The 21,149-nt window shown below is 46.1% G+C and carries 23 protein-coding genes, 1 tRNA gene and 1 pseudogene; 16 read left to right on the top strand and 9 right to left on the bottom strand.

The features are described from left to right. The first annotated feature begins 124 nt into the window (after positions 1-124). A complete protein-coding gene (locus tag MHB71_RS15060; RefSeq protein WP_340030051.1) occupies positions 125-1,744 on the top strand; it encodes a sensor domain-containing diguanylate cyclase in 1,620 nt (539 codons plus the stop codon). Between the two features lie 50 nt (positions 1,745-1,794). On the opposite strand, the gene MHB71_RS15055 is transcribed toward MHB71_RS15060, so the two are convergent. Together MHB71_RS15055 and MHB71_RS15050 are read right to left on the bottom strand one after the other, a co-directional pair. Then, on the bottom strand, positions 1,795-2,157 hold the full coding sequence (locus MHB71_RS15055) for a helix-turn-helix domain-containing protein (protein WP_036609739.1): 363 nt from the start codon (positions 2,155-2,157) through the stop codon (positions 1,795-1,797). 223 nt (positions 2,158-2,380) lie between these two features. Next, complete coding sequence (locus MHB71_RS15050) at positions 2,381-3,373, bottom strand: Gfo/Idh/MocA family oxidoreductase (RefSeq protein WP_340030049.1); 993 nt, start codon at positions 3,371-3,373, stop codon at positions 2,381-2,383. 225 nt (positions 3,374-3,598) lie between these two features. Between MHB71_RS15050 and MHB71_RS15045 the strand changes: the two genes are divergently transcribed. Further along, positions 3,599-3,682, top strand: a tRNA-Leu gene (locus tag MHB71_RS15045). A 105-nt stretch (positions 3,683-3,787) separates the two neighbouring features. On the opposite strand, the gene MHB71_RS15040 is transcribed toward MHB71_RS15045, so the two are convergent. Continuing rightward, complete coding sequence (locus MHB71_RS15040) at positions 3,788-3,973, bottom strand: hypothetical protein (RefSeq protein ID WP_036609735.1); 186 nt, start codon at positions 3,971-3,973, stop codon at positions 3,788-3,790. Positions 3,974-4,131: 158 nt separating this feature from the next. On the opposite strand from MHB71_RS15040, the gene MHB71_RS15035 reads away from it, so the two are divergent. Further along, on the top strand, positions 4,132-5,286 hold the full coding sequence (locus tag MHB71_RS15035) for a sn-glycerol-1-phosphate dehydrogenase (RefSeq protein ID WP_340030048.1): 1,155 nt from the start codon (positions 4,132-4,134) through the stop codon (positions 5,284-5,286). A gap of 222 nt (positions 5,287-5,508) precedes the next feature. Here the strand turns inward: MHB71_RS15035 and MHB71_RS15030 are convergent, their stop codons facing one another. Continuing rightward, positions 5,509-6,105 (bottom strand): helix-turn-helix transcriptional regulator, encoded by a 597-nt coding sequence (locus MHB71_RS15030; protein ID WP_017689431.1) that lies wholly within the window; start codon positions 6,103-6,105, stop codon positions 5,509-5,511. Between the two features lie 448 nt (positions 6,106-6,553). Between MHB71_RS15030 and MHB71_RS15025 the strand changes: the two are divergent. The 10 genes and pseudogenes from MHB71_RS15025 to MHB71_RS14980 all read left to right on the top strand — a co-directional run. Then, positions 6,554-6,937, top strand: a pseudogene (locus MHB71_RS15025) (phage holin family protein); the annotation flags it as partial. Positions 6,938-7,222: 285 nt separating this feature from the next. Continuing rightward, a complete protein-coding gene (locus MHB71_RS15020; protein WP_017689429.1) occupies positions 7,223-7,510 on the top strand; it encodes a Dabb family protein in 288 nt (95 codons plus the stop codon). 173 nt (positions 7,511-7,683) lie between these two features. Further along, the gene (locus MHB71_RS15015) at positions 7,684-8,145 is read left to right on the top strand and encodes a HepT-like ribonuclease domain-containing protein (RefSeq protein WP_076318399.1); all 462 of its coding nucleotides are present in this window, start codon (positions 7,684-7,686) and stop codon (positions 8,143-8,145) included. A 10-nt stretch (positions 8,146-8,155) separates the two neighbouring features. Beyond that, positions 8,156-9,070 carry a DUF4261 domain-containing protein gene (locus MHB71_RS15010; protein WP_076249925.1) on the top strand — a complete coding sequence of 305 codons (915 nt, stop codon included), beginning with the start codon at positions 8,156-8,158 and terminating at the stop codon, positions 9,068-9,070. A gap of 183 nt (positions 9,071-9,253) precedes the next feature. Beyond that, complete coding sequence (locus MHB71_RS15005) at positions 9,254-9,631, top strand: YtxH domain-containing protein (protein WP_017689426.1); 378 nt, start codon at positions 9,254-9,256, stop codon at positions 9,629-9,631. A 221-nt stretch (positions 9,632-9,852) separates the two neighbouring features. Continuing rightward, positions 9,853-10,662: a glutamate racemase gene (gene racE / locus MHB71_RS15000; RefSeq protein ID WP_036610949.1), complete on the top strand. Its 810-nt coding sequence runs from the start codon at positions 9,853-9,855 to the stop codon at positions 10,660-10,662. A gap of 227 nt (positions 10,663-10,889) precedes the next feature. Beyond that, positions 10,890-12,101 (top strand): M14 family metallopeptidase, encoded by a 1,212-nt coding sequence (locus MHB71_RS14995; protein WP_340030047.1) that lies wholly within the window; start codon positions 10,890-10,892, stop codon positions 12,099-12,101. Positions 12,102-12,297: 196 nt separating this feature from the next. After that, a complete protein-coding gene (locus MHB71_RS14990; protein ID WP_036670081.1) occupies positions 12,298-12,555 on the top strand; it encodes a hypothetical protein in 258 nt (85 codons plus the stop codon). A gap of 142 nt (positions 12,556-12,697) precedes the next feature. After that, positions 12,698-13,000, top strand: coding sequence for a heme biosynthesis protein HemY (locus MHB71_RS14985; RefSeq protein ID WP_017689422.1), 303 nt, complete (start codon positions 12,698-12,700; stop codon positions 12,998-13,000). A 21-nt stretch (positions 13,001-13,021) separates the two neighbouring features. Beyond that, complete coding sequence (locus MHB71_RS14980) at positions 13,022-13,243, top strand: DUF1450 domain-containing protein (protein WP_017689421.1); 222 nt, start codon at positions 13,022-13,024, stop codon at positions 13,241-13,243. 100 nt (positions 13,244-13,343) lie between these two features. Here MHB71_RS14980 and MHB71_RS14975 read toward each other — a convergent pair whose 3' ends face one another. Then, the gene (locus MHB71_RS14975; RefSeq protein ID WP_340030046.1) at positions 13,344-13,742 is read right to left on the bottom strand and encodes a hypothetical protein; all 399 of its coding nucleotides are present in this window, start codon (positions 13,740-13,742) and stop codon (positions 13,344-13,346) included. Between the two features lie 149 nt (positions 13,743-13,891). Here MHB71_RS14975 and MHB71_RS14970 point away from each other — a divergent pair, with 149 nt between their 5' ends. Together MHB71_RS14970 and MHB71_RS14965 are read left to right on the top strand one after the other, a co-directional pair. After that, a complete protein-coding gene (locus MHB71_RS14970; RefSeq protein ID WP_076326962.1) occupies positions 13,892-14,173 on the top strand; it encodes a hypothetical protein in 282 nt (93 codons plus the stop codon). A gap of 173 nt (positions 14,174-14,346) precedes the next feature. Beyond that, positions 14,347-15,177, top strand: coding sequence for an aldo/keto reductase (locus MHB71_RS14965; protein WP_340030045.1), 831 nt, complete (start codon positions 14,347-14,349; stop codon positions 15,175-15,177). Positions 15,178-15,474: 297 nt separating this feature from the next. Here the strand turns inward: MHB71_RS14965 and MHB71_RS14960 are convergent, their stop codons facing one another. From MHB71_RS14960 to MHB71_RS14945, 4 genes are all read right to left on the bottom strand, one after another. Next, positions 15,475-16,200 carry a DsbA family oxidoreductase gene (locus MHB71_RS14960; protein WP_340030043.1) on the bottom strand — a complete coding sequence of 242 codons (726 nt, stop codon included), beginning with the start codon at positions 16,198-16,200 and terminating at the stop codon, positions 15,475-15,477. An 82-nt stretch (positions 16,201-16,282) separates the two neighbouring features. Next, positions 16,283-16,711, bottom strand: coding sequence for a cytidine deaminase (locus tag MHB71_RS14955; protein ID WP_340030042.1), 429 nt, complete (start codon positions 16,709-16,711; stop codon positions 16,283-16,285). A 75-nt stretch (positions 16,712-16,786) separates the two neighbouring features. Continuing rightward, the gene (locus tag MHB71_RS14950; RefSeq protein WP_340030040.1) at positions 16,787-18,787 is read right to left on the bottom strand and encodes an LTA synthase family protein; all 2,001 of its coding nucleotides are present in this window, start codon (positions 18,785-18,787) and stop codon (positions 16,787-16,789) included. Between the two features lie 214 nt (positions 18,788-19,001). Further along, entirely contained in the window at positions 19,002-20,156 is a 1,155-nt protein-coding gene (locus tag MHB71_RS14945; protein ID WP_036609715.1) for a class I SAM-dependent RNA methyltransferase, read from the bottom strand. Positions 20,157-20,395: 239 nt separating this feature from the next. On the opposite strand from MHB71_RS14945, the gene MHB71_RS14940 reads away from it, so the two are divergent. Then, entirely contained in the window at positions 20,396-21,028 is a 633-nt protein-coding gene (locus tag MHB71_RS14940; RefSeq protein ID WP_340030039.1) for an O-methyltransferase, read from the top strand. Positions 21,029-21,149 lie beyond the last annotated feature (121 nt).

Raw genomic sequence — 21,149 nt, 5'->3', positions numbered from 1 at the left:
TCATTAAATCGTCAATCTTACGATGTAATTGTTAAGATTTCTCAGTCTCTTTATTTGATCTTAACAACTTTCGTATAAGATAGAAGGAATATGCTTTTTCATGAAAATCCGGGGGAAGTAAACGATGATTGCACAGATCAAGAGATCTAGAAGATTACGAAGAAAAATAAAAAACATCAAGAAGATCAGCCTCACGGCTTTACTCGGCGGGTTGGTCACTATTTCAGTTATAATGACATTGACCCTCATGGTCATCTCATCTTATACATCTCAGAAACAGTCACTCATTGATAACACCCTGTCCCTAAACTATGCAAGCGCTGTGCAAATGAGCCAAACGCTGGATTCGCTTTTTTATTCCATGCAGGAGAGCTTGAAATATGCAGCCAATTATTTCCCGGATATGGATCACTCCAATACAAAAGAGTTGAATTCCACATTGGATTTGGTTCGCAATAGCAGTAATTTTTTCAATTCCGTTTCTTTGGTAGATAAAGCGGGAGTAGTTAGGTCTACCTCACCTTACTCACAGGCTAGCGTAGGTCACCATGTTAGTTCCAATGCAGCAAAAGAAGCGGTTAGCTTGAGGACTTCGTATATCTCCGAAGCGTACCAGACACCCAGAACCAAACGCAGAATTGTATTTGTCAGTGAACCGATCTTTGATTCGGCAGGGGAGTACCAAGGAACGATTGGTGGAAATATCTTTTTACAGGAAAATAATATATTGAGTCTGTCTTTTGGCAGTCAGCTCAAGACAAGTAATGGGTCCTACTTTTTTATTGTGGATAAGAAGGGCACTTTGTTATTTCACCCTAACACCAACCGAATTGGTGAAAATGTCAGTAAAAATGAAGTGGTGCAAAAGCTGTTAGCAAACAAGAACGGTAAAGAACAATACAAAAACCTCGCAGGTGTGGATTCGCTTGCAGGTTATTACAAAGTTCCATCAACAGGTTGGGGCGTCGTAATCGTGTCTCCAACCCAAACGGTGTACGATCAGTTGAATCATCATATCCGTATGTTGTTGCTGTACACTTCAGTGCCTTTCCTGATCCTGACCCTTATTGTGGTTCGGGTTGCACGCAAGCTGGCCAGTCCTTTTGCTATGCTTGCTGATTTGGTGAATCAGGTCGATAAGGGACAAGTAGAACTGCCTGTGATGAAACCTCACTGGAATAGAGAGGCAGATCTTCTAACAAGAGCAGTTGTTGGCGCATTGGCGAACTTTAGGAAACAGACAAACCAGCTTGTCTATGATGCCAGAACAGATGTTTTAACAGGCATGAACAATCGCAGAACCTTCGAAGAAGTCATTCAGGAATGGATTCAGGATGAGGTGCCATTCTCCATTATTGTTCTGGATATCGACCGCTTCAAGTCCATTAATGATACATTCGGGCATCATGCTGGGGATGAAGTATTAAAACACATTGCCAATATCATTCAATTGTCTGTTCGACCAGAAGATGTCTGCGCCCGGTTTGGTGGAGAGGAATTTGTAGTCTTGTTAAGAAATTCCGAGTCTAACGTCGCTTTTGAGATTGCTGAACGTATCCGAATAACGGTCGAAGAAAGCGTATTGCCCATAGATCGTTCCGTGACCATCTCGGCTGGAATTGCTGAATATCCGAAGCACTCCACAACATCCACAGAACTGTTTCACTTGGCGGATAATGCATTGTATCAAGCGAAGGAAGAGGGACGTAACCGTACGGTTACGATCCAATCGGTTATTAAATAAGCGAGCAAAGAAGCTGTTCCCTAAAAACCAGGGACAGCTTCTTTTGTGTTTTATACCTCTTGTGAGGATCTGGCCAGAACCTCATTTGTATACGTTTCTCCCCAATCTCGCATGCTGAAGATAATCGGCCTTAACGTTTCACCAAATGGTGTGAGGGAATACTCCACTTTAGGTGGGATCTGGGGGTATATTTCACGATGAACAATTCCGCTGCTTTCCAACTCTCGAAGTTGCAGGGTGAGCATACGCTGGGTAATGTCAGGAAACAATTTTCGGATCTCGTTAAATCTCAAAGGACCGGAGAATAAATGATACAAAATGGCACCTTTCCATTTGCCTCCGATTACACTGAGGGTAACTTCCACGGAACAGCCGTATGGCGCGGGACATAGCTTGGTTGCGTCCTTTTTCATTATAAGTACACCTCCACTTTACAGTGATTTTCTATAGTATCTATTTGGGTGGTTATATTACATAACGTACGTATAGTTCATGAAAGAGCATATCACTTATGATGCGGATTATAAACCCTAACTCTAGGCGAAGGAAGATGTGCTGATGTCTATAATATAAAAAAGAGCCCCGGTTTCAGGCTCTTCTCTGGATGTATAAAATATGATGATAAGCGTAAATACGCTACTTCAGTGACGATAGAATGGAGTCACATAGAGCCATCGTTGCAATATTATCCTTGGCGCTGGAATGTGGGACAGTCTGATTCTGGCAACACGCGATAAAGTGCGCCATTTCACCAACAAACCCGCGTAGATAAAGGTCACGATAAGCTCCTGACATGGGAGATTCAGAAGGTGTATATACGGTATCTTGCTCCTCGAGAGATTTCCAGGGAAGGCTGGTCGAGCTTCGGGATTGATGAACAGTAAGTGTGTTGATCTCTTCAGCTGACGCAAATCCGTTGTCAAAGGTGACGAGTACACTTTCACTCTCACGTGACCAAGCACTCATGCCGGTAAAATAAGCGCTGCCTACTACGTTATTCTCAAATACAAGGGAAATACTTTGATTAATGTGTTCCCCGTCCTTCACGGTTGTGCCTGTAACTCGTATTACTTCTCCGAATAAGTAACGCATCAGATCGACCAGATGAATGGCAGCGAGCTTCATGAACTGTTCCTCATCCTTGCAAAATGGGGTACTGTCTACAGCGAATTTCATCTGGAATGAACGTACCTTACCTAGCGAACCACTATCAATTAGCTCCCTCAGCTTCATGTATACGGGGGCATAACGTTTCATAAAACCAACCATGACAACGACGCCAGCCTGCTCGGCAGCTTCTGCTACAGTGGCGGCTTCCGCTGCGTTCCATCCGAGCGGCTTATCCACGTATACCTTCTTGCCAGCCCGAATGCATTCGAGAACAAGAGCGGTCTGATCTACAGGCTGGGCGACCACAACGACTCCGTCACAGATTTCCTGCTGCAACATAAGCTGAGCATTATCATACGCTTGTCCGTTGCTACCAAATCGCAGCAGAGCTGCTTCAGAGCGTTCCATACTGCGTGTGGCAATGGCCTGGATCTGCGCTCCGGCTTCAACAACAGAAGGGTAAATATTCGTGGACGCATGAAACCCGGCACCGATAAAGCACAGATGGGTTGTTTTCAAGGTGGATCTCTCCTTCATTTTTGCATTCTTATGGATGGTATATTTGTTGTTTAATGCTACGATAGGGTGTTTGAAGTTGAGAAAAAAGGACATATGTCCTTTTCTTGAATGAATAAAAAAGAAGTTGCATTTTTATTTTGGAGCATGTATACTCTGAATTACGGTAAAACAAGGAATTGTTTCACCGGAACGCTTTTCATCGATGGATGAGGAGATACATATTATGCGGTCGTGGCGGAATTGGCAGACGCGCACGGTTCAGGTCCGTGTGGGCTAACCCCCGTGGAGGTTCGAGTCCTCTCGACCGCATCTAACAAAAAAGGTTCGTGAGTTGCTCTAGGGCAATTCACGAACCTTTTTTTATTTTGTGGATCGTTCGTGTGAAGCCTGCATTTTGCTACCAGCATGCTAATGCTAATGTTGCCGCTGGCGCAGAATGACTGCCGTGATGATCCCGGCAATGGCTCCTGCAATACCAAATAGCGTTACACTGGCAACCACTTCAACCGACTGGAGACGAAACAAAAAAGCGATACCGCTGCCAAAAGTGGTTCCGGCGAGAAATCCGAGCGAAATTCCTAATTCTTTCGTTAATTTCATTGCTTCACCTACTTGGAAATGTGAGATATGGATTTGCAAATATTGGGTACAGGCAGTAAAGTGTGATCAGGAAAATCATCACATTTTATTTCCTTTTTTATCTTGTGGTTTTAACCCGTTAATTATGCATGATATCTCATATGGGAGGGTAAGAGCGAATGAATATGAACGAACGAATTGCAGCATGGAATGAGGAAGCACAGCAGTGTGCTTGCGGTCATCAACACAGAGTGGTGGATATGCTGATACATCTGGAAGCTGGTGCCATTCAGAGGTTACCGGGTTATTTGTCTGAGCAAGGATATCGTCAGGTGACGGTTGTTTATGATCGACATACGTTTCGGGCCGCCGGATCTGATGTGCTGAGTAGTATTCGCGAAGCGGGAATGCATGTGGATGAGATCGCTCTACCGGAGAATCGCACGGGGGATATCATTGCGGATGAAGCAGCTATTGTACAGGTCATGTTGGGTGTGAGACTCGAAAGTCAGGCTGTAATTGCGGTGGGTTCAGGTACCATTCATGATCTGGTGAGATTTGTTTGTTCCAAAATGAATAAGCCCTTTCTGTCGATACCGACAGCGGCTTCAGTAGATGGCTTTACCTCTGCGGGTGCACCCTTAATTGTAAGCGGAATCAAACAGACATTTCAGGCTGTTCCGCCTGAAGCCATTTTTGCTGATATGAATATCCTGGAGCAAGCTCCCCAAGTGATGACGGCTGCCGGATTCGGAGATATGCTTGGCAAATATACTTCCCTTGCAGATTGGATTGTTTCTCGTGATCTGGGCGGGGAACCGTTCTGTCCGGTTGCTTATCGGATGACAGAAGAAGCGCTGAATACCTGCATAGATCATGTACAAGCGATTGCGGAGGGGCGAGCAGAGGGAGTAGCTGTATTAATGGACGCATTAATTGTTTCCGGTATCTCCATGCTGATCATTGACCATTCCCGTCCGGCATCCGGAGGTGAGCATCATCTGTCCCATATTTTGGAGATGGATCTGATGCAAGCGGGAGAAAGACCGGTTCTGCATGGTGCCAAAGTTGGCGTAGCATGTGCATTGCTTACAGTGAAATATAAAGAACTTGCACAGACATCGGATGAACCAGTGTTTGGGATATATGATCAATTGCCGGAGGCTTCTCAGCTCATCGCATGGTTGGAACAAGTAGGTGGACCTGTGACTACTGAGCAACTCGGTGTAACCCCGGAGATGGTGGAACATGCATTCAACACAGCGCATACGCTTCGTCCTCGATATACCGGATTGAGATATATCAATGAAGTGTTAAACACGAGATTAGGATGACCTTTTAGAGAGAATGATCATGATGAAATGCATTAACTTCACTTGTAGCGGGCTGTGATGGCTCTCCTTGGGAGCAAAAGACGAAAAAGGGTAGGTTATCTGACATTTCAGATGGAATAGCCAGAACAGTGCTTCAAGTCCGAGAGAGAGGGCATGCATTTATTTTAAAAAAGGCTCTGGCCTCCCTATAGGGAGATCAGAGCCTTTTGGCTGTTCGCTTATTTAGTTGTTGCGACGATCTTTCAAGATGACATCTGCGAACAAAATAGTTTTCGGGATACGGAAAAATTGCTCCGCTTGTTCCTGAAATGCAGCAGAAGGCAGTGTTCCCTGATGCAGCCATTTGCGGAAAGTGCCGGGATGAACCCCGATCCAGTGGCTGACATCTGTCACCGACAGATCATGGACCATACACAAGCCTGTCAAAATACGGTTACTAACCGGAGAACGGGTCACCGTACGCTTCATGAAGCGAGATGACTCGGGTTGACATATGACAGGGCTATTGCGCACAACTTCTTCATTGAAGAGAATATGACGCGGGTAGCCGAGTAATTGGCAAGTCTTGTCCAAATTGGTACTGCCGGGTATCCGTCCTTCATATACCCACGCACTGACACTGCGTGAAGAGATGGAGAGGTCTTCAGCAAGCTGGGACAACTTGATATCATTGGCCATCAGCACGGCAAGAAGAACACGATTGCGGATTTGACAGCGTGTCGGTTTTCGGAATCGTTTAACACGGACGCCTTTTCCCAAGTATTTACGGTTGATCAGAGACCACGCCTGGATGGAATGTTGTTCTGGTTGATTAGGCATATTTCCTCCGATTTTTTTTAACCAAATACTACAATAAACAACGGGGTACTTTCAAGTGCCGGGATTACCGGTTACAAATGCGTCAATGCGTCAATTCACGATAAAGAGGGAACTACGAACTAGACCATGCGCAATTCACATCCTAGTATATTCCTAGATTACAATGTTTCACTAAAAATGTGGGGAGAAATTGGACAGGAATAAAAATAATATAGTTCTAATTACTTATTACTAGGTCTAAAGAACTTTTATCTGTTTTTTGTTGATATGATGCGGTTTATTTCCCTGAATTCCCCAAAATCATGTGATTTTCGTTCCCCTGTTGCGAAGAGGATGTGCACAAATCTGAAATGATAAATCCGCATGTTCAGCATGACATGTGACCTGTCAAATCTCTTACTTTTACATATATTGTATGATACTCAAGTGTAAAGGAGAGGTGAGGAACGTGCATCTATCTGTGAATACCTTTGCTGTCATCTCGGGAGCATTTGTTACGTTTGCTTTTGGCGGATGGGATCAATTGCTGAGCCTGCTCGCGGTCGCGATGGCTGTGGATTATATAACAGGTTTGGCAGCGGCGGTAAGAACAGGTACCGGGTTGAATAGCAACATTGGATTCTGGGGGATTGCTCGCAAAGGGCTCATGCTGACAGTTGTTTTGCTTGCTCATCGAATTGATCTGATCATGGGAACCGATTTTATCAAAGGCGGAGCTATTTATTTCTATCTGGTGAATGAACTCATTTCAATTACCGAGAATTATGCCAAAATCGGTCTTCCATTGCCTGCAAAGCTCAGACAGGCCATTGCAGTGTTGAAGAAACAGGAGGATCAGGAGTATCTGACGAATCGTGAATGGTCCAAACCGCAGCAAACCCCGGACAACATCAAACAGCAGGCTGAAACAGGACAAACTTTGCAGGATGACTCCGTGAAACAGACAGAGGATGGATCTCAAAAGAAATCCGAATCGAAAGGAAACGGTTCGGATTAGTTTTTCTTATCAAGAGAACGTTTCCAAGTATCCTTTCGTAATAGAGAACGTTATGATATATTTTGGATACATGAAAATTCATTCATTTCTACTATTATATTAAACGAGGTGTTTGCCCAGATGATAAAACATATTGTCCTGTTCAAAATGAAAGATCGCTCAGCAGAAAGCATTGAAGCTGCAGCTCAGGTGCTTCGCAATCTGGAAGGTAAAATTGATGTCCTGGTTTCACTTGAAATCGGGATTGATGTGCTTCGCTCGGAGAGATCGTTCGACATTTCACTCACAGCGGAGTTTGCGTCACTGGAGGATCTCCAGGCGTATCAGGTACACCCGCTTCATCAGGAAGTTATCAAGTACATGAACGAAGTCAGAGAACAGTCAATTGCAGTGGACTACGAAATCTGATCTTTCATTCAAACTACGTTGAGATAAAGGGGACTCTGCATGAGCGATTTAAGAGACGTTATGGAATTTCTATATATTTTTGTTGTGTTTCTAATCGCTTGTCCTGTGATGATATTCTGGCTTAAGCGAAGAGGGAAACGGAACCGATAACTCACTGAACGGGAAGTGAACGAATGTATTATGTGAACAGAGAACAGATTGCCCGCCGGCTTGCTGCTGTACCAGAAGTAGCTGAAGGGCTTCGCGGGGCAGCAGAAGCTTGGGATGGGAGTCTCATGCTGGGTATGGTACAGGAACGTTGTCTTCACCTGGCGATCGAGATTGTTACCGATGTGGGAAGTTATCTGATAGACGGCTTTATCATGAGAGATGCAAGCAGCTATGATGATATTATTCAGATTAATTATGAAGAAAAGGTTTTTGATAATCCGACCTATGAGATATTGCGTCAGCTTGTCACGTTACGCAAGCCACTGGTGCAGGATTATTACACTTGGGAGCGGTCTGAGCTCCATCCACTTAGCGTAGAGTTGCCGAGTATACTTGAACATTTTACTACTCAGGTTAGCGCCTACGTGGAAAAAGAACTTGGTCCTTTCAATACGGCACAGGCCGAGGGACAGCGTAAGGAATGAGGGAAATCGCATGACAAATGAATCAAAAGAATTCAATGAAGTAAATACTGAAAGTAACGAAACAAATGAAACACCTTCCGGGTTCCATCCGGTGTATATGGTTGAACTTTTGTTCCGGGAACGTCCAGAGGTGGATCGCCTGCGTTTGCAGGAAGCTATGATCCGTCATACAGGACAAGTCCGACTGGATGTGAAACAAGAGAGCGGAGGGCAAAAGCATGAGATGCTTGTCTTCTATCATCTGGACCACAAGGTATCCTTCCAGGAAGGGGATATCCCTGCTCAGACTTGCATGCTTCCTGTGAATGAAATCGCAGATCGTGCTCGCTTTGGCGGTGCTCTGCAACAAGCATGGCATTGGCCGGATGCAGGACAAGCTGTGGAAGCTGCGCGTTACTCCATTCGGATACATGATATGTTCACGGCTGCCATGCCTCGTAAACAGCGCCTGGAGCTGTTTCAGAAGACTGTACTGGCAATTATGGAGAGTGTGACCTGTGACGCGCTGTATTGGTATGGCAGTGATAAGCTGGTTGAACCGGAAGCATATACGCAAGCTCAGGAACGTGAGGAACATCTGTATGCAGCCATGAATGTTCGAATGTATCAAGCCGGAGGTACAGAGGAACAGCGCGGGTTGGTCATGGATACCGTGGGATTATCTGCGCTGGGTGTACCTGATGTCCAGTGTCACTTCGTCGGTCTTGATCCCGATACGGTGGCTCAGACCTTACTGGGTGCAGCGTATTACATATTTGATCAGGGGGATGTTCTGCAAGATGGACAGACGCTGGGTTCTTCAGGTGGACGTCGCTGGCGTTGTGAACATCAGGCGGCATTGATTGCACCTGGACGATATGTGATTGATTTGGACCCGGGGGATGAGCATGCCGCGGCTGATCTCGAGCCGGCTCGTCAGAACTGAGTTTAAGCCGTCATTTGCATCCATTCAAAAAGGGCGTTCAGATTATTTTTAACATCTGGAGTGTCAAGTCAAGCCTGTGCTGCTTATAATGCATCAACAGAGTAGGCATTCGCCCGGATGGCTGAGCGACAGACCGTTGCTTCTGATCCGGTACTTAAACAATAGTAAAGGGAGAGATGTGACGTGAAGGATTCTAACAAAAGTTTGTTGTGGGGAGCTCTTATTGGCTCCGTGGTTGGTTCAGTAACGGCATTATTGCTGGCGCCAAAATCGGGACGTGAACTTCGTCAGGATATTACAGAAGGTGCTCGTCAGGTATCGGAGAAAGGTCAGGAACTGGCTGGTATCGTGGGAGAACAAAGTTCGCAGATCGTATCCAAAGTTAAAGAGACCGCAGATGTTGTAATTCAGGATATTCAATCCTGGCGCAATTGCGCTGAAGGGAAAGAAATTCGCATATCGGCAGCCATTGTGGATAATGATATCGATAAAACAGTGGATGAACCTGGAATTGACATCGTAGCGAAGCTTCCTGCGGATGAGTCCAAGGACGACAACTAAGCAAAGCTTGGGATAAGCAGGCTTTCCTCTATTTAGAGGAGAGCCTGCTTTGTTGCGTGTCCACACATAGATGACGTAGCGCGTGGATTTAATTTGAACCCTGCGATGAAATCGGGTAAGATGTAGGTACCTTTTTGCCGGAATGTTCATACGGTAGGAAGAAAGCTCTGAGAAACAATCGTTTTGAGAACCAATTCAATGAAGAAGGAAGCGGTGTGTTCGTGCAGCAAGCAATCGCTATATTAGACTCCGGTGTGGGGGGATTGACCGTCGCCAAGGAAGTGATGCGTCAGCTCCCGCGGGAAAAGATCATTTATTTTGGGGATACTGCCCGGACACCGTACGGACCCCGTTCGTCCGAACAAGTAAAACAATTTACGGAACAAATCGTTGATTTCTTGATCCAATTCGATCCGAAGGTTATCGTTATCGCCTGTAACACAGCAACAGCAGCCGCGTTGGAGTATATCCGTGCCAAGGTGAATATGCCTGTCATTGGTGTTATACATCCGGGTGCGCGGGCCGCAATCACAGCGACACGTACAGGACGTATTGGTGTGATTGGTACCACGGGTACAATAGGTAGTGGGGCTTATACATCGGCACTCAAGCAGTTGTCCCCCTATATTGATGTGGTCAGTCAGGCTTGTCCGGCGCTGGTGCCGTTGGTGGAACAAGGTGAATTTCGTTCCGAGCACACGACACATACGGTGGAACAATCATTGGGCGAGATCAAACAACAGCCAATCGATTGTCTTATTCTGGGTTGTACGCATTATCCCTTTCTCATGGACACGATTCAGGAAGTTATGGGACAGGAAGTGAAGTTAATCAGTTCAGCAGATGAAACGGCACGTGAAATCAGTACGATTTTATATGACAAACGAAAGCTGGCCAGTGGGGATGAGACTCCGGTGCATCAATTTTTCTGCACGGGTGACCCGCGTATGTTCCAGAATATCACCCGCCGATGGTTGGGGGAGCAGATCTCCAAGACCCCTGTTGTCTGGCAAGTTACGCAATTATCATAGTTATACTCAAATTATGCATGAATAAGACTTTTAATTAATGTATTTTGGTTGTGGACTATCCCGGAACTGTGAAGTTCCGGGATTTTTTGTCGTCATTATGCATTAACCGGAGATAAACATGATTCTTGTCACATGACGGACAACCTGACCTGCATACATATGGTACAGACACGAAATCGGTCAGAACGGACAGGAGACCTGTCTTTTCCTGTGGAAAGGAGAACAACATGGATCTACAGTGGATTATTGTTCAGCGGGGAGATACGTTGCCGCGAATTGCGTCAGCACACCATATGACCAAAGAGTTCCTTGCTGCACTAAACCCGGAAGTGGCTTCCCAGCCGTACTTGCTGGCAGGTCAGATGCTGCGTATTGCCCCCGGGACAGGTCGCAGATACGCTGTACCGCCTGGAGAACGTGTAGGGGAGATTGCAGGGAGATTTGGTCTGGACGAAGAGGTGTTGCGCCAGGCCAATCCCGAAATCACCAATATAACCGACTGGGTTGGTCGCTGTATTCATATTCCGGCTTCGAATGGAAAAACTATTGTAAAGATTCAGGGAGAGTATGGTTATCGAGAATTAATCAGGGATATAGACAAGCTGGAGAATCAATACCCGTTTATTGAAACGGGGTCCATTGGAACAAGTGTCATGGGGAAGTCGTTGCCTTATTTGCGTATTGGGCAAGGGTCGAGACATATCCATGTTAATGCTTCCGTTCATGCGAATGAGTGGTTGACAACAGCAGTTTTGATGAAGTTTATCGAAGAGTATGCCGAGGCGTATAGTGCGCATAGGACATGGCATCAATATCAGACAGAACGCTGGATGCAAGAGACGACACTCTGGGCCGTGCCGATGGTTAATCCGGACGGGGTCGAACTGGTTCAGGAAGGTGTGGTCAATCAGCATCCACACGCACAGCAGTTGTTAGCCTGGAATGCGGACAGATCACATTTTACCCATTGGAAGGCCAACATCAGAGGGGTGGATCTGAATGATCAATTTCCAGCCCATTGGGATGAAGAAGCAGCGAGAAGAGGTATAACCTCACCTGGCCCCAGGGATTATGCGGGGGCAGCGCCATTGACAGAACCGGAGGCACAGGCGCTTGCGCAGTGGACGCAGCAACATACATTTGATGCGGTTGTCTCCCTGCATAGTCAGGGACAGGAGATCTATTGGAACTACCGTGATCTGGAACCCAGAGAGAGTGGACCGCTGTCGCGTAGACTCGCCAAAGCTTCCGGCTACAAGGCGGTGAAGCTCGGTGGCAGTGATGCCGGATACAAGGACTGGTTTATTCAAGATTTCGGTAGACCGGGCTTCACGGTAGAAGTTGGATTGGGTGTTAATCCGCTTCCCGTAGAACAGTTTGATGATATCTGTATAGAAGTGGGAATGTTGCTGGCTGAACTGTTATCCAATGGACAATGAGGCAAGACCCTGAATTATGATGGTGTGAAACTTAACAGTAGATCATTCGTATAACAGGAACGGACGCCATGAGCGACGTTCCGTTTTTATTATTTTTGATAATGGCATGTTACGTCATTCGTTCTGAATGGTTTTCGAACGGGTAATGATGGATGTGCCTTTTCGGCGACATATATAATTATACGGAGGGATTCAAATGAAGTGGAGAAGACTACTGTCGTTCAAACGATGGACACAAGTTTTCAAAAGGCTCCCCCGGCTGCTCCGGGCTCCGCAGATTCCTTTGGGAGAAAAGCTGTTGTTTATTATTCCAGCGCTGTTGTACTGGGTACTTCCTGACGTAATGCCGTTTATGCCCATCGATGATATCGGGGTCACTTTGATTCTGATGAACTGGTTTGTAAGCCGGGCAGAACGTAAATATCCTGTGCTTCAGGAGGGGACACCTTCTTAATTTGCGGCCCGATGGATCATTTTAACATTGAATTCGCATCAATGTTATTGCGAAGAGCGGTAACTTTCTTTACAATAGATGCTGTAGTTTAAGAATGCTGAAATTGTTGAAACCTGCAATTACAATATAGGAGATGAAGAGAATGAACTGCAAAATTACGCGTAATGCTGCTAAAGTATTGAAGCTTGAATTGGACAAGCCAGAGAACGAAGGGAAAAACCTGCGCGTTGTCATCACACATGCACATGGTGACCATGCTCACTACGGCCTGGATATCGACACACCAAAAGAAAATGATACGGTTGTATCTACCGATAAAGAGATTGATGTCATTCTCGCGAATGACCAGCCTTTGTTGAACGGTGTTAAAATTGACTACCTCTACTTCCCGGAAGAGGGATTTGTTATTACGAATCCGTCCCAGGGTAATCACGGCGACCACTAAGGGCGCGAAGAAGGGGAACTCATGGCTAACGATATCCGCGTATGCGAAAAGTGTAATCATGTCCGACTGAAATCGATTGTGCCCAAGTTGCAGAAAATGGCTCCAGACACGGAGATCAAGATTGGGTGCAAATCCTATTGTGGTCCTTGCGCGAAACGTGCATTTGTCTTTATTAATGGTCGGTATATCAGTGCGCCGACAGAAGAAGAAGTGCTCGCCAAAGTCGCAAAGTTTGTGAAGTAGTAGGATATAACAAGGTGAGTGGAGAAAACTGTCCACACATCAGAAAGGAGAGGCTACGTGCCTCTCCTTTTTTGCGTTTGGGTAGCGGTGAAAGGGTGTGTTACTCCATAGCACCTTTGACCAACTCAGTAATTTGGAAGGTATCTTCTCGAATTTCAATGGCAATGACGGTAGTATCCTTTTTCAGAAAATGTACATGTCCCAGCCGTTCTTCCTCTAATTCCACCCATCCTGTATCCGCTAACTTCTGAAAATAATCCATTGGCGGGTAAAGTCCTTGCTCACCCCCAATATGTTTCAGTTCGTAATTAGCGCCTTTTTTAAGGGTGGGATGATCGGAATAAGCTATGTTTTCAATAAGTTTTGCATTGGTTGGGACTGGGATGTCTGGGTTCATGGATGAGGCTGTATATCCTTCTATCTCGTATGTTGCAGGAGTGCAGCCTTGTACCCAAATGAGGAAGGGCAACATACAGAGTGTCATTAATATTTTCTTCAAATGAATTCCTCCCGACTCACATGATTATTTAATAAACGTAGCGTAATCAACTAAAGTTACGATAAAAATACAAAAGAAGAATAAGGAATGCTTGTGTTATCCATCCTAAAGGGGTAACAGGAACATGATAATCCCAAGGAGGAATACTCATGCCGAAGCGTTATGATTCCAGTTTGCAAGCCGATACCACCGTATCTCAGGCGCAAAATGCGGTGAACAAGCTTCATTATGCTGTATCTCAGGCCATGTCTCATCCGACGGCACAGACCATTGTACAGGCGGAACGACGTCTGGCACACACGGAGCAGGCGATGCGACAAGCAGAGCTTTCACTCGGAGGGCAAGGTGTTGAGTTGGCAGAGGAAATGTTCATCGAGGAGAAGAGAAGATTGAATTCTATCCAGAGTCAGCACGGTCAAGGGAATATATAACGTTCCTGTCACATCAGAACCCGCAGGGCAGTAATGCTTTGCGGGTTTTTCATATCTTTTGCAAAGACTCTCGATCATGGGTTTACTCCGACAGTATGTCGAATGGCCGCTTAAAATTCTGTGAGAAGGTTAATAGAACAAGAGCAGGCAAAATTCCATACGGGAGGTACAGAATGACAAAACATATTACAGATTGTACGATTCTGAACAACGGAGTAACGATGCCATGGCTAGGATTTGGAACATATAAAGCAAAAGGTAAGGAAGTACAACAGGCGGTTGAGACCGCTTTGGAGGTTGGATATCGCAGTATTGATACCGCGTCCATCTATGGCAATGAGGAAGAAGTGGGACAAGCTATTGTAAGCAGTGGTGTTGCCCGTAACGAACTGTTTGTGACGACCAAACTCTGGAACGAGGATCAGGGATTTGATTCAACGTTGAGAGCATTTGAAGCCAGTCAAAAGGCACTTGGACTGAATGTGATTGATCTTTACTTAATTCACTGGCCTGGCAGAGACCAGTATAAGGAGACGTGGAGAGCATTCGAACGTCTATATAGCGAAGGAAGCATTCGTGCGATTGGTGTGAGTAATTTTCAAGTACACCATTTGCAAGATATTATAGATGAGGGCGGAACGGTGCCTGCGGTTAATCAGGTAGAGCTGCATCCGGGTCTGATCCAGCAGGAACTTCAGGATTTCTGCGGGGCGCAGGGAATTCAGTTAGAGGCTTGGAGCCCGATCATGAAAGGCAAGCTGAACCAAGAGTCTACCCTCAAAGCGCTGGCCCAGAAATATGGGAAAACGCCAGCACAGATTATACTGCGCTGGGACATTCAGAATCAGATTGTGACGATTCCGAAGTCGGTTACCCCGGAGCGTATTCGTGAGAATGCGGACATCTTTGACTTTGAATTGACACCGGATGAGTTGAGACAGATTGATGCACTTGATTCCGATAAGCGGACGGGTCCACATCCGGATCAACTGTTCTGGGATTAAGTGGGTGAACGCTAATTGAATATAAGTGTTTGATGCACTACTTGTGGTTGTTCCGGTTACGGAATCGTTCTTTTGATCGCTGTTGTCTCCAAATTTTTTTGATTCCTCTTTTCAGAGGATAAAATTTGGATACAAAGGCGCACGCTTCGCTTCTTCAGAATCGATTCCGTCCCCTCCACAGTAACTGTTCATCAAACACAAATATATACAATGAGCTTGAGTGGTGTGTAGCATATAAAAAAAGCAGCAGGATCGGGAAATATCCCTGATCCTGCTGCTTTTTGTGTTTGAATTGGCTTAATTTTTTTTCGGGACTTCGCATCCGTCATCTGTGCAGATGCCACTGTCGTCTGTTTCTGTTGTGTTGGATTCAACCATGGTGAATGGGGAACGCTCGTCCCATGCTTTTTGAATGGCATCCAGAAACACCTCGTCAGGTTGAGCGCCCGATACGGCGAACTTACGGTCGAATACAAAGAACGGTACACCGCGGATACCAAGTTGCTCGCCTTCTGCTTGGTCAGCACGGACATTGTCGGTGAATTGATCACTGGACAGCACTGCCGTAGCTGCATCTCGATCCAAGCCGACTTCCTCTGCTAACTGAGCCAACACTTCAGTGTCGCCGGAGTGTTTACCTTCAATAAACACAGCTTGGAATATCCGTTCACTCAGTTCAAGCGCTTTACCTTGTGTATCTGCCCAGTGCGTTAATCGGTGAGCGGAGAAGGAGTTCGTAGGGATCATGGCATCGATATTGTATTCCAGTCCTGCCGTGCGAGCATTGGCATTCATCTGAGCATTCATACCTTTGGCCTGTTCCACGCTAATATTATATTTGGAAGCCAGATATTCCGTATTGGTTTTGCCTGGGTTCAATGCAGCATTTGGATCAAGCTCGAAGCTTTTGAATTGCAGCTTCACTTCATCGCGGTGTGGAAACTGTTGTAGTACATTCTCCAGGCGGCGCTTGCCGATATAACAGAAAGGGCACAGAAAATCAGACCATATCTCAATATTCATTATGTGAAAACCTCCATCATCCATATAGTTGAAACTGATATAGTTACAATTATAAAGCCACTTTCTATAATTCGCAAGGAGATTACTTTTTATCCCGATATGCTTTGGACCAATGATAAGGTTGAATCTCATCCAGTCTCTTGAAGACCAGCTGACCAGAAGGGTCGTATACGGCAGCTTTGACTTCTTCGCCCCAGTAAAATAATCGTTCCTGGCATACACCACAAGGTGTAAGGACCTTGAATTCTGAATGCTCGTCATCACGAGTGATACAGAGGGAGTGGGTGACACGTTCGTTCAATTTGTGGGCTTCCAGATAAGCTCCTGTTTCCATACATAGATGCGTCGCATCGTTGATGACCTCTGGAGCTACACTAATCAGCAGCGATCCAGCTTCGGTATAGACGGCACCCGCGCCGCCCCATCCCTGAGGATAACGTTGCTTCACAAATTTTGCGGCTGCATTGAACAATTGCTGTTCAATATTGAGTGGTTCAGTGTGTGATGTCATGTAATGCAAGTTCTCCTTTTTAAATCCAATTCAATTCATTTCGTGTATTTGTTTAGCTTGTCATTACGATATTGTTCATTGCGATGTTGCTGTTGAACTGTCTTCCTCTCGAAAGCGCTGAATCAAATCATAAGTAATGACCGTGTCCGAGACATGCAATCGTTTGGTTGCTTCATCATGACTGGGGCGGCAAGCATTGATGTCCGTTTTGTCGCGTGTGGACAGGTCATAACAAGCACCGCTCTCATAGATATAATCATCCGATGGAATATAGAATACAGAACCATCCGAGAATGTGCCATTACGCAGCACAACCGTACGCCCAGACTCGTCATATACGTCGTTACCCATGTGATAATAGGACTGGTCGGATAAGCCTAGCAAATGCAGTACGGAAGGCGTGATGTCCAGTTGTCCCGAAGGTTCGTTGATGGTTCCGGCAGCTGCTCCGTCCGGTAAATGCACGAGCAGGGGGACCTCGTTCATGATCTGTGCCATATCCAGTTCGTTCAGTGAACGTCCCAGGAACTGTTCGTATTGTGATTGTTCCTTAATCGAGTTGTCGTGATCCCCGTAGAACATAAAGATGGTATTTTCCCATAAGCCCCGATTTTTCAGATCCTCGACCATCTTACCCAGTGCCGAATCCACGTAATGAACGGACTGCAGATAGTTACCAAACATGGTTCCCTGGAACTCGCCTACATCCAGTTGCTGCTTCTCTTTTGGCAAGGCATACGGATGGTGACTGGTAAGAGTGATTAGGAAGGAATAAAATGGTTCGGTCACCTCACTACTCATTTTCTCAACGGATTGCCGGAAAAAGGATTCATCAGACAGGGACCAGCCAAGCGGGTCATCCTGTGCAAAATCATTTTTACTATAAAACTTGTCGTACTTCATGTTCTGATACATTGTATACCGATTCCAGAAGCCGCTCTCATAAGCGTGAAATACGTTGGTGCTATACCCGTTATCCTTCAGAATGGAAGGAAGTGAATCATACGTATGGTCTGCATAACGTACAAACGCTGATCCAACCGGAAGTGGATGTAGGGAAATGTTTGCACCAAAATCGGCATCTGACGTTCTGCCCTGACCGGTCTGGTGGTAAAAGTGACTATAATACTGACTTTCCTTCATCAGTTCATTAAAATGCGGTGTGATCTCCTGACCGCCAATGCTCTGACCAATCATGAAGTTCATAAAAGCCTCACCCTGAACAATGATGACATTGCTGTCTTTATATTTGCCAAACAAGGCATCATTCTGCGGGGCAGTTCCTCGCCTTTCAGCAAAGAACGCTTTTGCTTGCTCAACATCAGCGGGATCAGCCTGCGGCCCGGAGCCGATGTGGTCTTTGGCAAAGTTGTACAGATCATAACCGTGAAAAGCGAGCAGTCCGGTCACATTATACATGGATACATTCCACCAGTTGTTATCGAACAGGCCTTTGGCCCATGTTTTGCTGTAGAAATAAATCGGGCCAACCGCGAGGCCAAGTCCCAGCACAAGGGCGATGCTGCCAGCCGTGAGACGGCGGCGCAACCGTGCCTTGCCATCGTTGTACGAATACCTCCCATAGCCATGAACAGACGGACTGGTGTGCTTCGAACGGTAACGTCTGTTGAATAGTACGATAGCTGCGAACGGAATAACGACAAGCCAGTCGGCAAAGAACCAGAGATCACTTGTGTAGATCAGTGTAGCGATGCTGTCACCCAATGCGTCAACTTGTCTCGCCTGCAACAATACCGGGATGGTCAAGAAATCCTGGAAATAGCGATAATACACCATATCGGCGTAGATTAGTGCGGTAAGCAGCAGGTTAAGCACCACGAGAGACACGATCATTCCTCTACGTGGTAGCAACCAGGTCCAGAAGGACAAGAGTAGTAAAGATCCAATAGCAATGACTTTATCCAGCAGTCCCATCGTAATGTTATAAGCGTGAAGATTGTGATGGATCCACATGAGTTTGAGCAGCATGAGCACAAGAAAAATAAGATATAACGTTAATGGATGATTTAAAAGCCCGCGTGGCATGGAGCTGCGCGTAGGCCGAGTGACAACCATATGTATGTCCCCCTTGCTTTTGTTGTTTTGTTATCGGAATGTAAAATAGGGCTCCATCCATTATAGCGTGGCCTCATGTGTTTTCAACTATGCCTCAGGGAGAATTGAATCTTGTCCAGCCGAAGACCGAAGTCGGTGAATTCTTATGACCAGAAAAGCGCACAAAAAAAACGCCCCGGCCATAGATGGCAGGAGCACTTTAGATTCGAAATAATTATGAAGATTGTGGTGTTTTATTTCGTGGGGGCAGTGGGCCCAAATACTGATAGTACTGGGTTTCAATTCGTCCGTTGAACAACTTGCGACGTTTGTCTGCCTTATGACCGAAATACTCCTCAAAAGCTTTGGTTGACGTGATTGCAAAAAAGGACCATGTTGGCATGTCGAGGTAACTGCGCCCTAATGAGCGGAGCAACTTCTGAACTTCTTTTTCTTCACTCAAACGTTCACCATATGGGGGATTGGTAATGATGACACCATATTCACCCTGTGGTCTAGCGCGATGAGCGGGCAGGACGCTGACTTCAATATCTTTGGCGAACCCAGCACTTTTGATCGCTGCCATAGCAACTTCAATCGCTTCAGGATCAATATCGCTACCTGAAATTTGTAACGGGACATCGTCACGTACAGCATCAAATGCTTCTTCGCGCGCCTGTTCCCATAATTCTTCAGGAATGACAGCCCAATCCTCAGAGTTGAAGGTCCGACGAAGACCTGGTGCAATGTTCCAGCCGATCATAGCGGCTTCGATCAGCATTGTGCCTGATCCACAGCATGGGTCATAGAATGGACGGGATACATTCCAGCGACTGAGCTGAATAAGAGCGGCAGCAAGTGTTTCTTTCAGTGGCGCTTCGGTGACGAGTTTACGATAACCCCGTTTATGCAGACCTGGTCCCGTTGTATCTAAAGTAAGCAGGGCACGATCGTTCAGCAGAATGACCTCAATCACATAACGAGACCCATCCTCTGGGAACCACTCTGTGTCATAAGTCAGCTTCAGTTTCTCTACGATTGCTTTTTTCACGATCCCTTGTGATGCAGGCACACTGCTTAACTGGGATTTTTGAGAACGACCCTCTACAGGGAATTCGCCGTCGGCAGGAATCCACTCTTCCCAAGGCAACGCTTTGGTGCCTTCAAACAATTCGTCGAAAGTCGTGGCAGGGAATTCACCCATTTTCACCAATACGCGATCCGAACTTCTCAGCCACAGGTTACAACGGCAAATATCAATATAATCTCCTGTAAAGAAAACCCGGCCATTGTCGATCGTAACATCTTCATACCCCAGTTGCTTCAGTTCCCGGGCAACAACAGCCTCGAGTCCCATCGCCGAGGTTGCAATCAATTGCAATTGAGCCATGTGATTCATTTCAACTCCATTTCAAGCTGGAGAAGGAATATCCTTCTCTCTGCTGTATAGTAACGGTGCGGCCTTGCCGCTTTCCGTGAAAAAACTTACAATGAGAAATGCGGTGAACGTATGCACTCCTCTTTCGAGGTGATGCACCAGTCAACCGCCTGTGTTGATAACAAACATTTATTATAGAACATTGGCATCCATATGGAAAGCAGTCCAAGTGTCCAAGGAGGATTTTAGTGGTGAATCTGACCCCTGATGAATATGTAAATCAATTATTTCAAGAGGATGACCTTTTGCTGAAAGTGAAAGAGGCCATCCGTTCGAACGGTATGCCGGAAGTTTCGGTTGCGGCGGCATATGGACGTCTGCTCACGTTTCTAGCGAAGACATCCAAAGCAGAAGCTGCGCTCGAAATCGGCGTGCTGGGCGGTTACAGTGGGATCTGCATTGCACGCGGATTGCGTGAGAGTGGAACCCTGACGTCTCTGGAACTGAAAGAGGAATATGCAGCAATGGCGCGTGGTCATCTGGAAGAAGGCGGTTTTGGCGAAACGGTGGAGTACCGTATTGGCCCGGCGGCAGACAGCCTGGAGCAATTGGAGCAGGAAGGTCGCACATTTGATTTTTTCTTTATTGACGCAGATAAGGAGAATTATCCGGTATATCTTGATTATGCCATCAAGCTGGCTAGGCCAGGTGCTGTCATCGTAGGTGATAATTGTTTCCTGCGTGGTCGTACGCTGAATCCGGACAAGCAGGGCCCGGCCGTGCTGGCTGTTCGTCGCTTCAATGAACAGATGGCAAGTGACCCGCGCCTGGTGACGACCATGTTGCCGGATTACGATGGGCTGGTACTTGCCTGGGTGAAGTAAAAGTGGATATTTCCTAAAGATAAAACTCCGATGGAACACGATCTCACGCTTTTATGCTTGTGAGGTGGATCGTGATGCTGTACGGAGTTTTCTAAAAACACACAAAGAAGAGACGACACAC

This window comes from Paenibacillus sp. FSL H7-0940 (assembly GCF_037979415.1).
Classification (GTDB): Bacteria; Bacillota; Bacilli; order Paenibacillales; family Paenibacillaceae; genus Paenibacillus; species Paenibacillus amylolyticus.
Note: the sequence above shows the minus strand (reverse complement) of the source record. Positions and strands in the feature narration are given on the sequence as shown.

What these genes read in the sequence shown, in the direction of transcription:
- MHB71_RS15060 (WP_340030051.1), top strand. Translation starts at nt 125, where the DNA reads ATGATTGCACAGATCAAGAGATCTAGAAGATTACGAAGAAAAATAAAA.
- MHB71_RS15055 (WP_036609739.1), bottom strand. Translation starts at nt 2,157, where the DNA reads ATGAAAAAGGACGCAACCAAGCTATGTCCCGCGCCATACGGCTGTTCC.
- MHB71_RS15040 (WP_036609735.1), bottom strand. Translation starts at nt 3,973, where the DNA reads ATGAAATTAACGAAAGAATTAGGAATTTCGCTCGGATTTCTCGCCGGA.
- MHB71_RS15035 (WP_340030048.1), top strand. Translation starts at nt 4,132, where the DNA reads ATGAATATGAACGAACGAATTGCAGCATGGAATGAGGAAGCACAGCAG.
- MHB71_RS15030 (WP_017689431.1), bottom strand. Translation starts at nt 6,105, where the DNA reads ATGCCTAATCAACCAGAACAACATTCCATCCAGGCGTGGTCTCTGATC.
- MHB71_RS15020 (WP_017689429.1), top strand. Translation starts at nt 7,223, where the DNA reads ATGATAAAACATATTGTCCTGTTCAAAATGAAAGATCGCTCAGCAGAA.
- MHB71_RS15015 (WP_076318399.1), top strand. Translation starts at nt 7,684, where the DNA reads ATGTATTATGTGAACAGAGAACAGATTGCCCGCCGGCTTGCTGCTGTA.
- MHB71_RS15010 (WP_076249925.1), top strand. Translation starts at nt 8,156, where the DNA reads ATGACAAATGAATCAAAAGAATTCAATGAAGTAAATACTGAAAGTAAC.
- MHB71_RS14995 (WP_340030047.1), top strand. Translation starts at nt 10,890, where the DNA reads ATGGATCTACAGTGGATTATTGTTCAGCGGGGAGATACGTTGCCGCGA.
- MHB71_RS14990 (WP_036670081.1), top strand. Translation starts at nt 12,298, where the DNA reads ATGAAGTGGAGAAGACTACTGTCGTTCAAACGATGGACACAAGTTTTC.
- MHB71_RS14985 (WP_017689422.1), top strand. Translation starts at nt 12,698, where the DNA reads ATGAACTGCAAAATTACGCGTAATGCTGCTAAAGTATTGAAGCTTGAA.
- MHB71_RS14980 (WP_017689421.1), top strand. Translation starts at nt 13,022, where the DNA reads ATGGCTAACGATATCCGCGTATGCGAAAAGTGTAATCATGTCCGACTG.
- MHB71_RS14970 (WP_076326962.1), top strand. Translation starts at nt 13,892, where the DNA reads ATGCCGAAGCGTTATGATTCCAGTTTGCAAGCCGATACCACCGTATCT.
- MHB71_RS14965 (WP_340030045.1), top strand. Translation starts at nt 14,347, where the DNA reads ATGACAAAACATATTACAGATTGTACGATTCTGAACAACGGAGTAACG.
- MHB71_RS14960 (WP_340030043.1), bottom strand. Translation starts at nt 16,200, where the DNA reads ATGAATATTGAGATATGGTCTGATTTTCTGTGCCCTTTCTGTTATATC.
- MHB71_RS14955 (WP_340030042.1), bottom strand. Translation starts at nt 16,711, where the DNA reads ATGACATCACACACTGAACCACTCAATATTGAACAGCAATTGTTCAAT.
- MHB71_RS14950 (WP_340030040.1), bottom strand. Translation starts at nt 18,787, where the DNA reads ATGGTTGTCACTCGGCCTACGCGCAGCTCCATGCCACGCGGGCTTTTA.
- MHB71_RS14945 (WP_036609715.1), bottom strand. Translation starts at nt 20,156, where the DNA reads ATGGCTCAATTGCAATTGATTGCAACCTCGGCGATGGGACTCGAGGCT.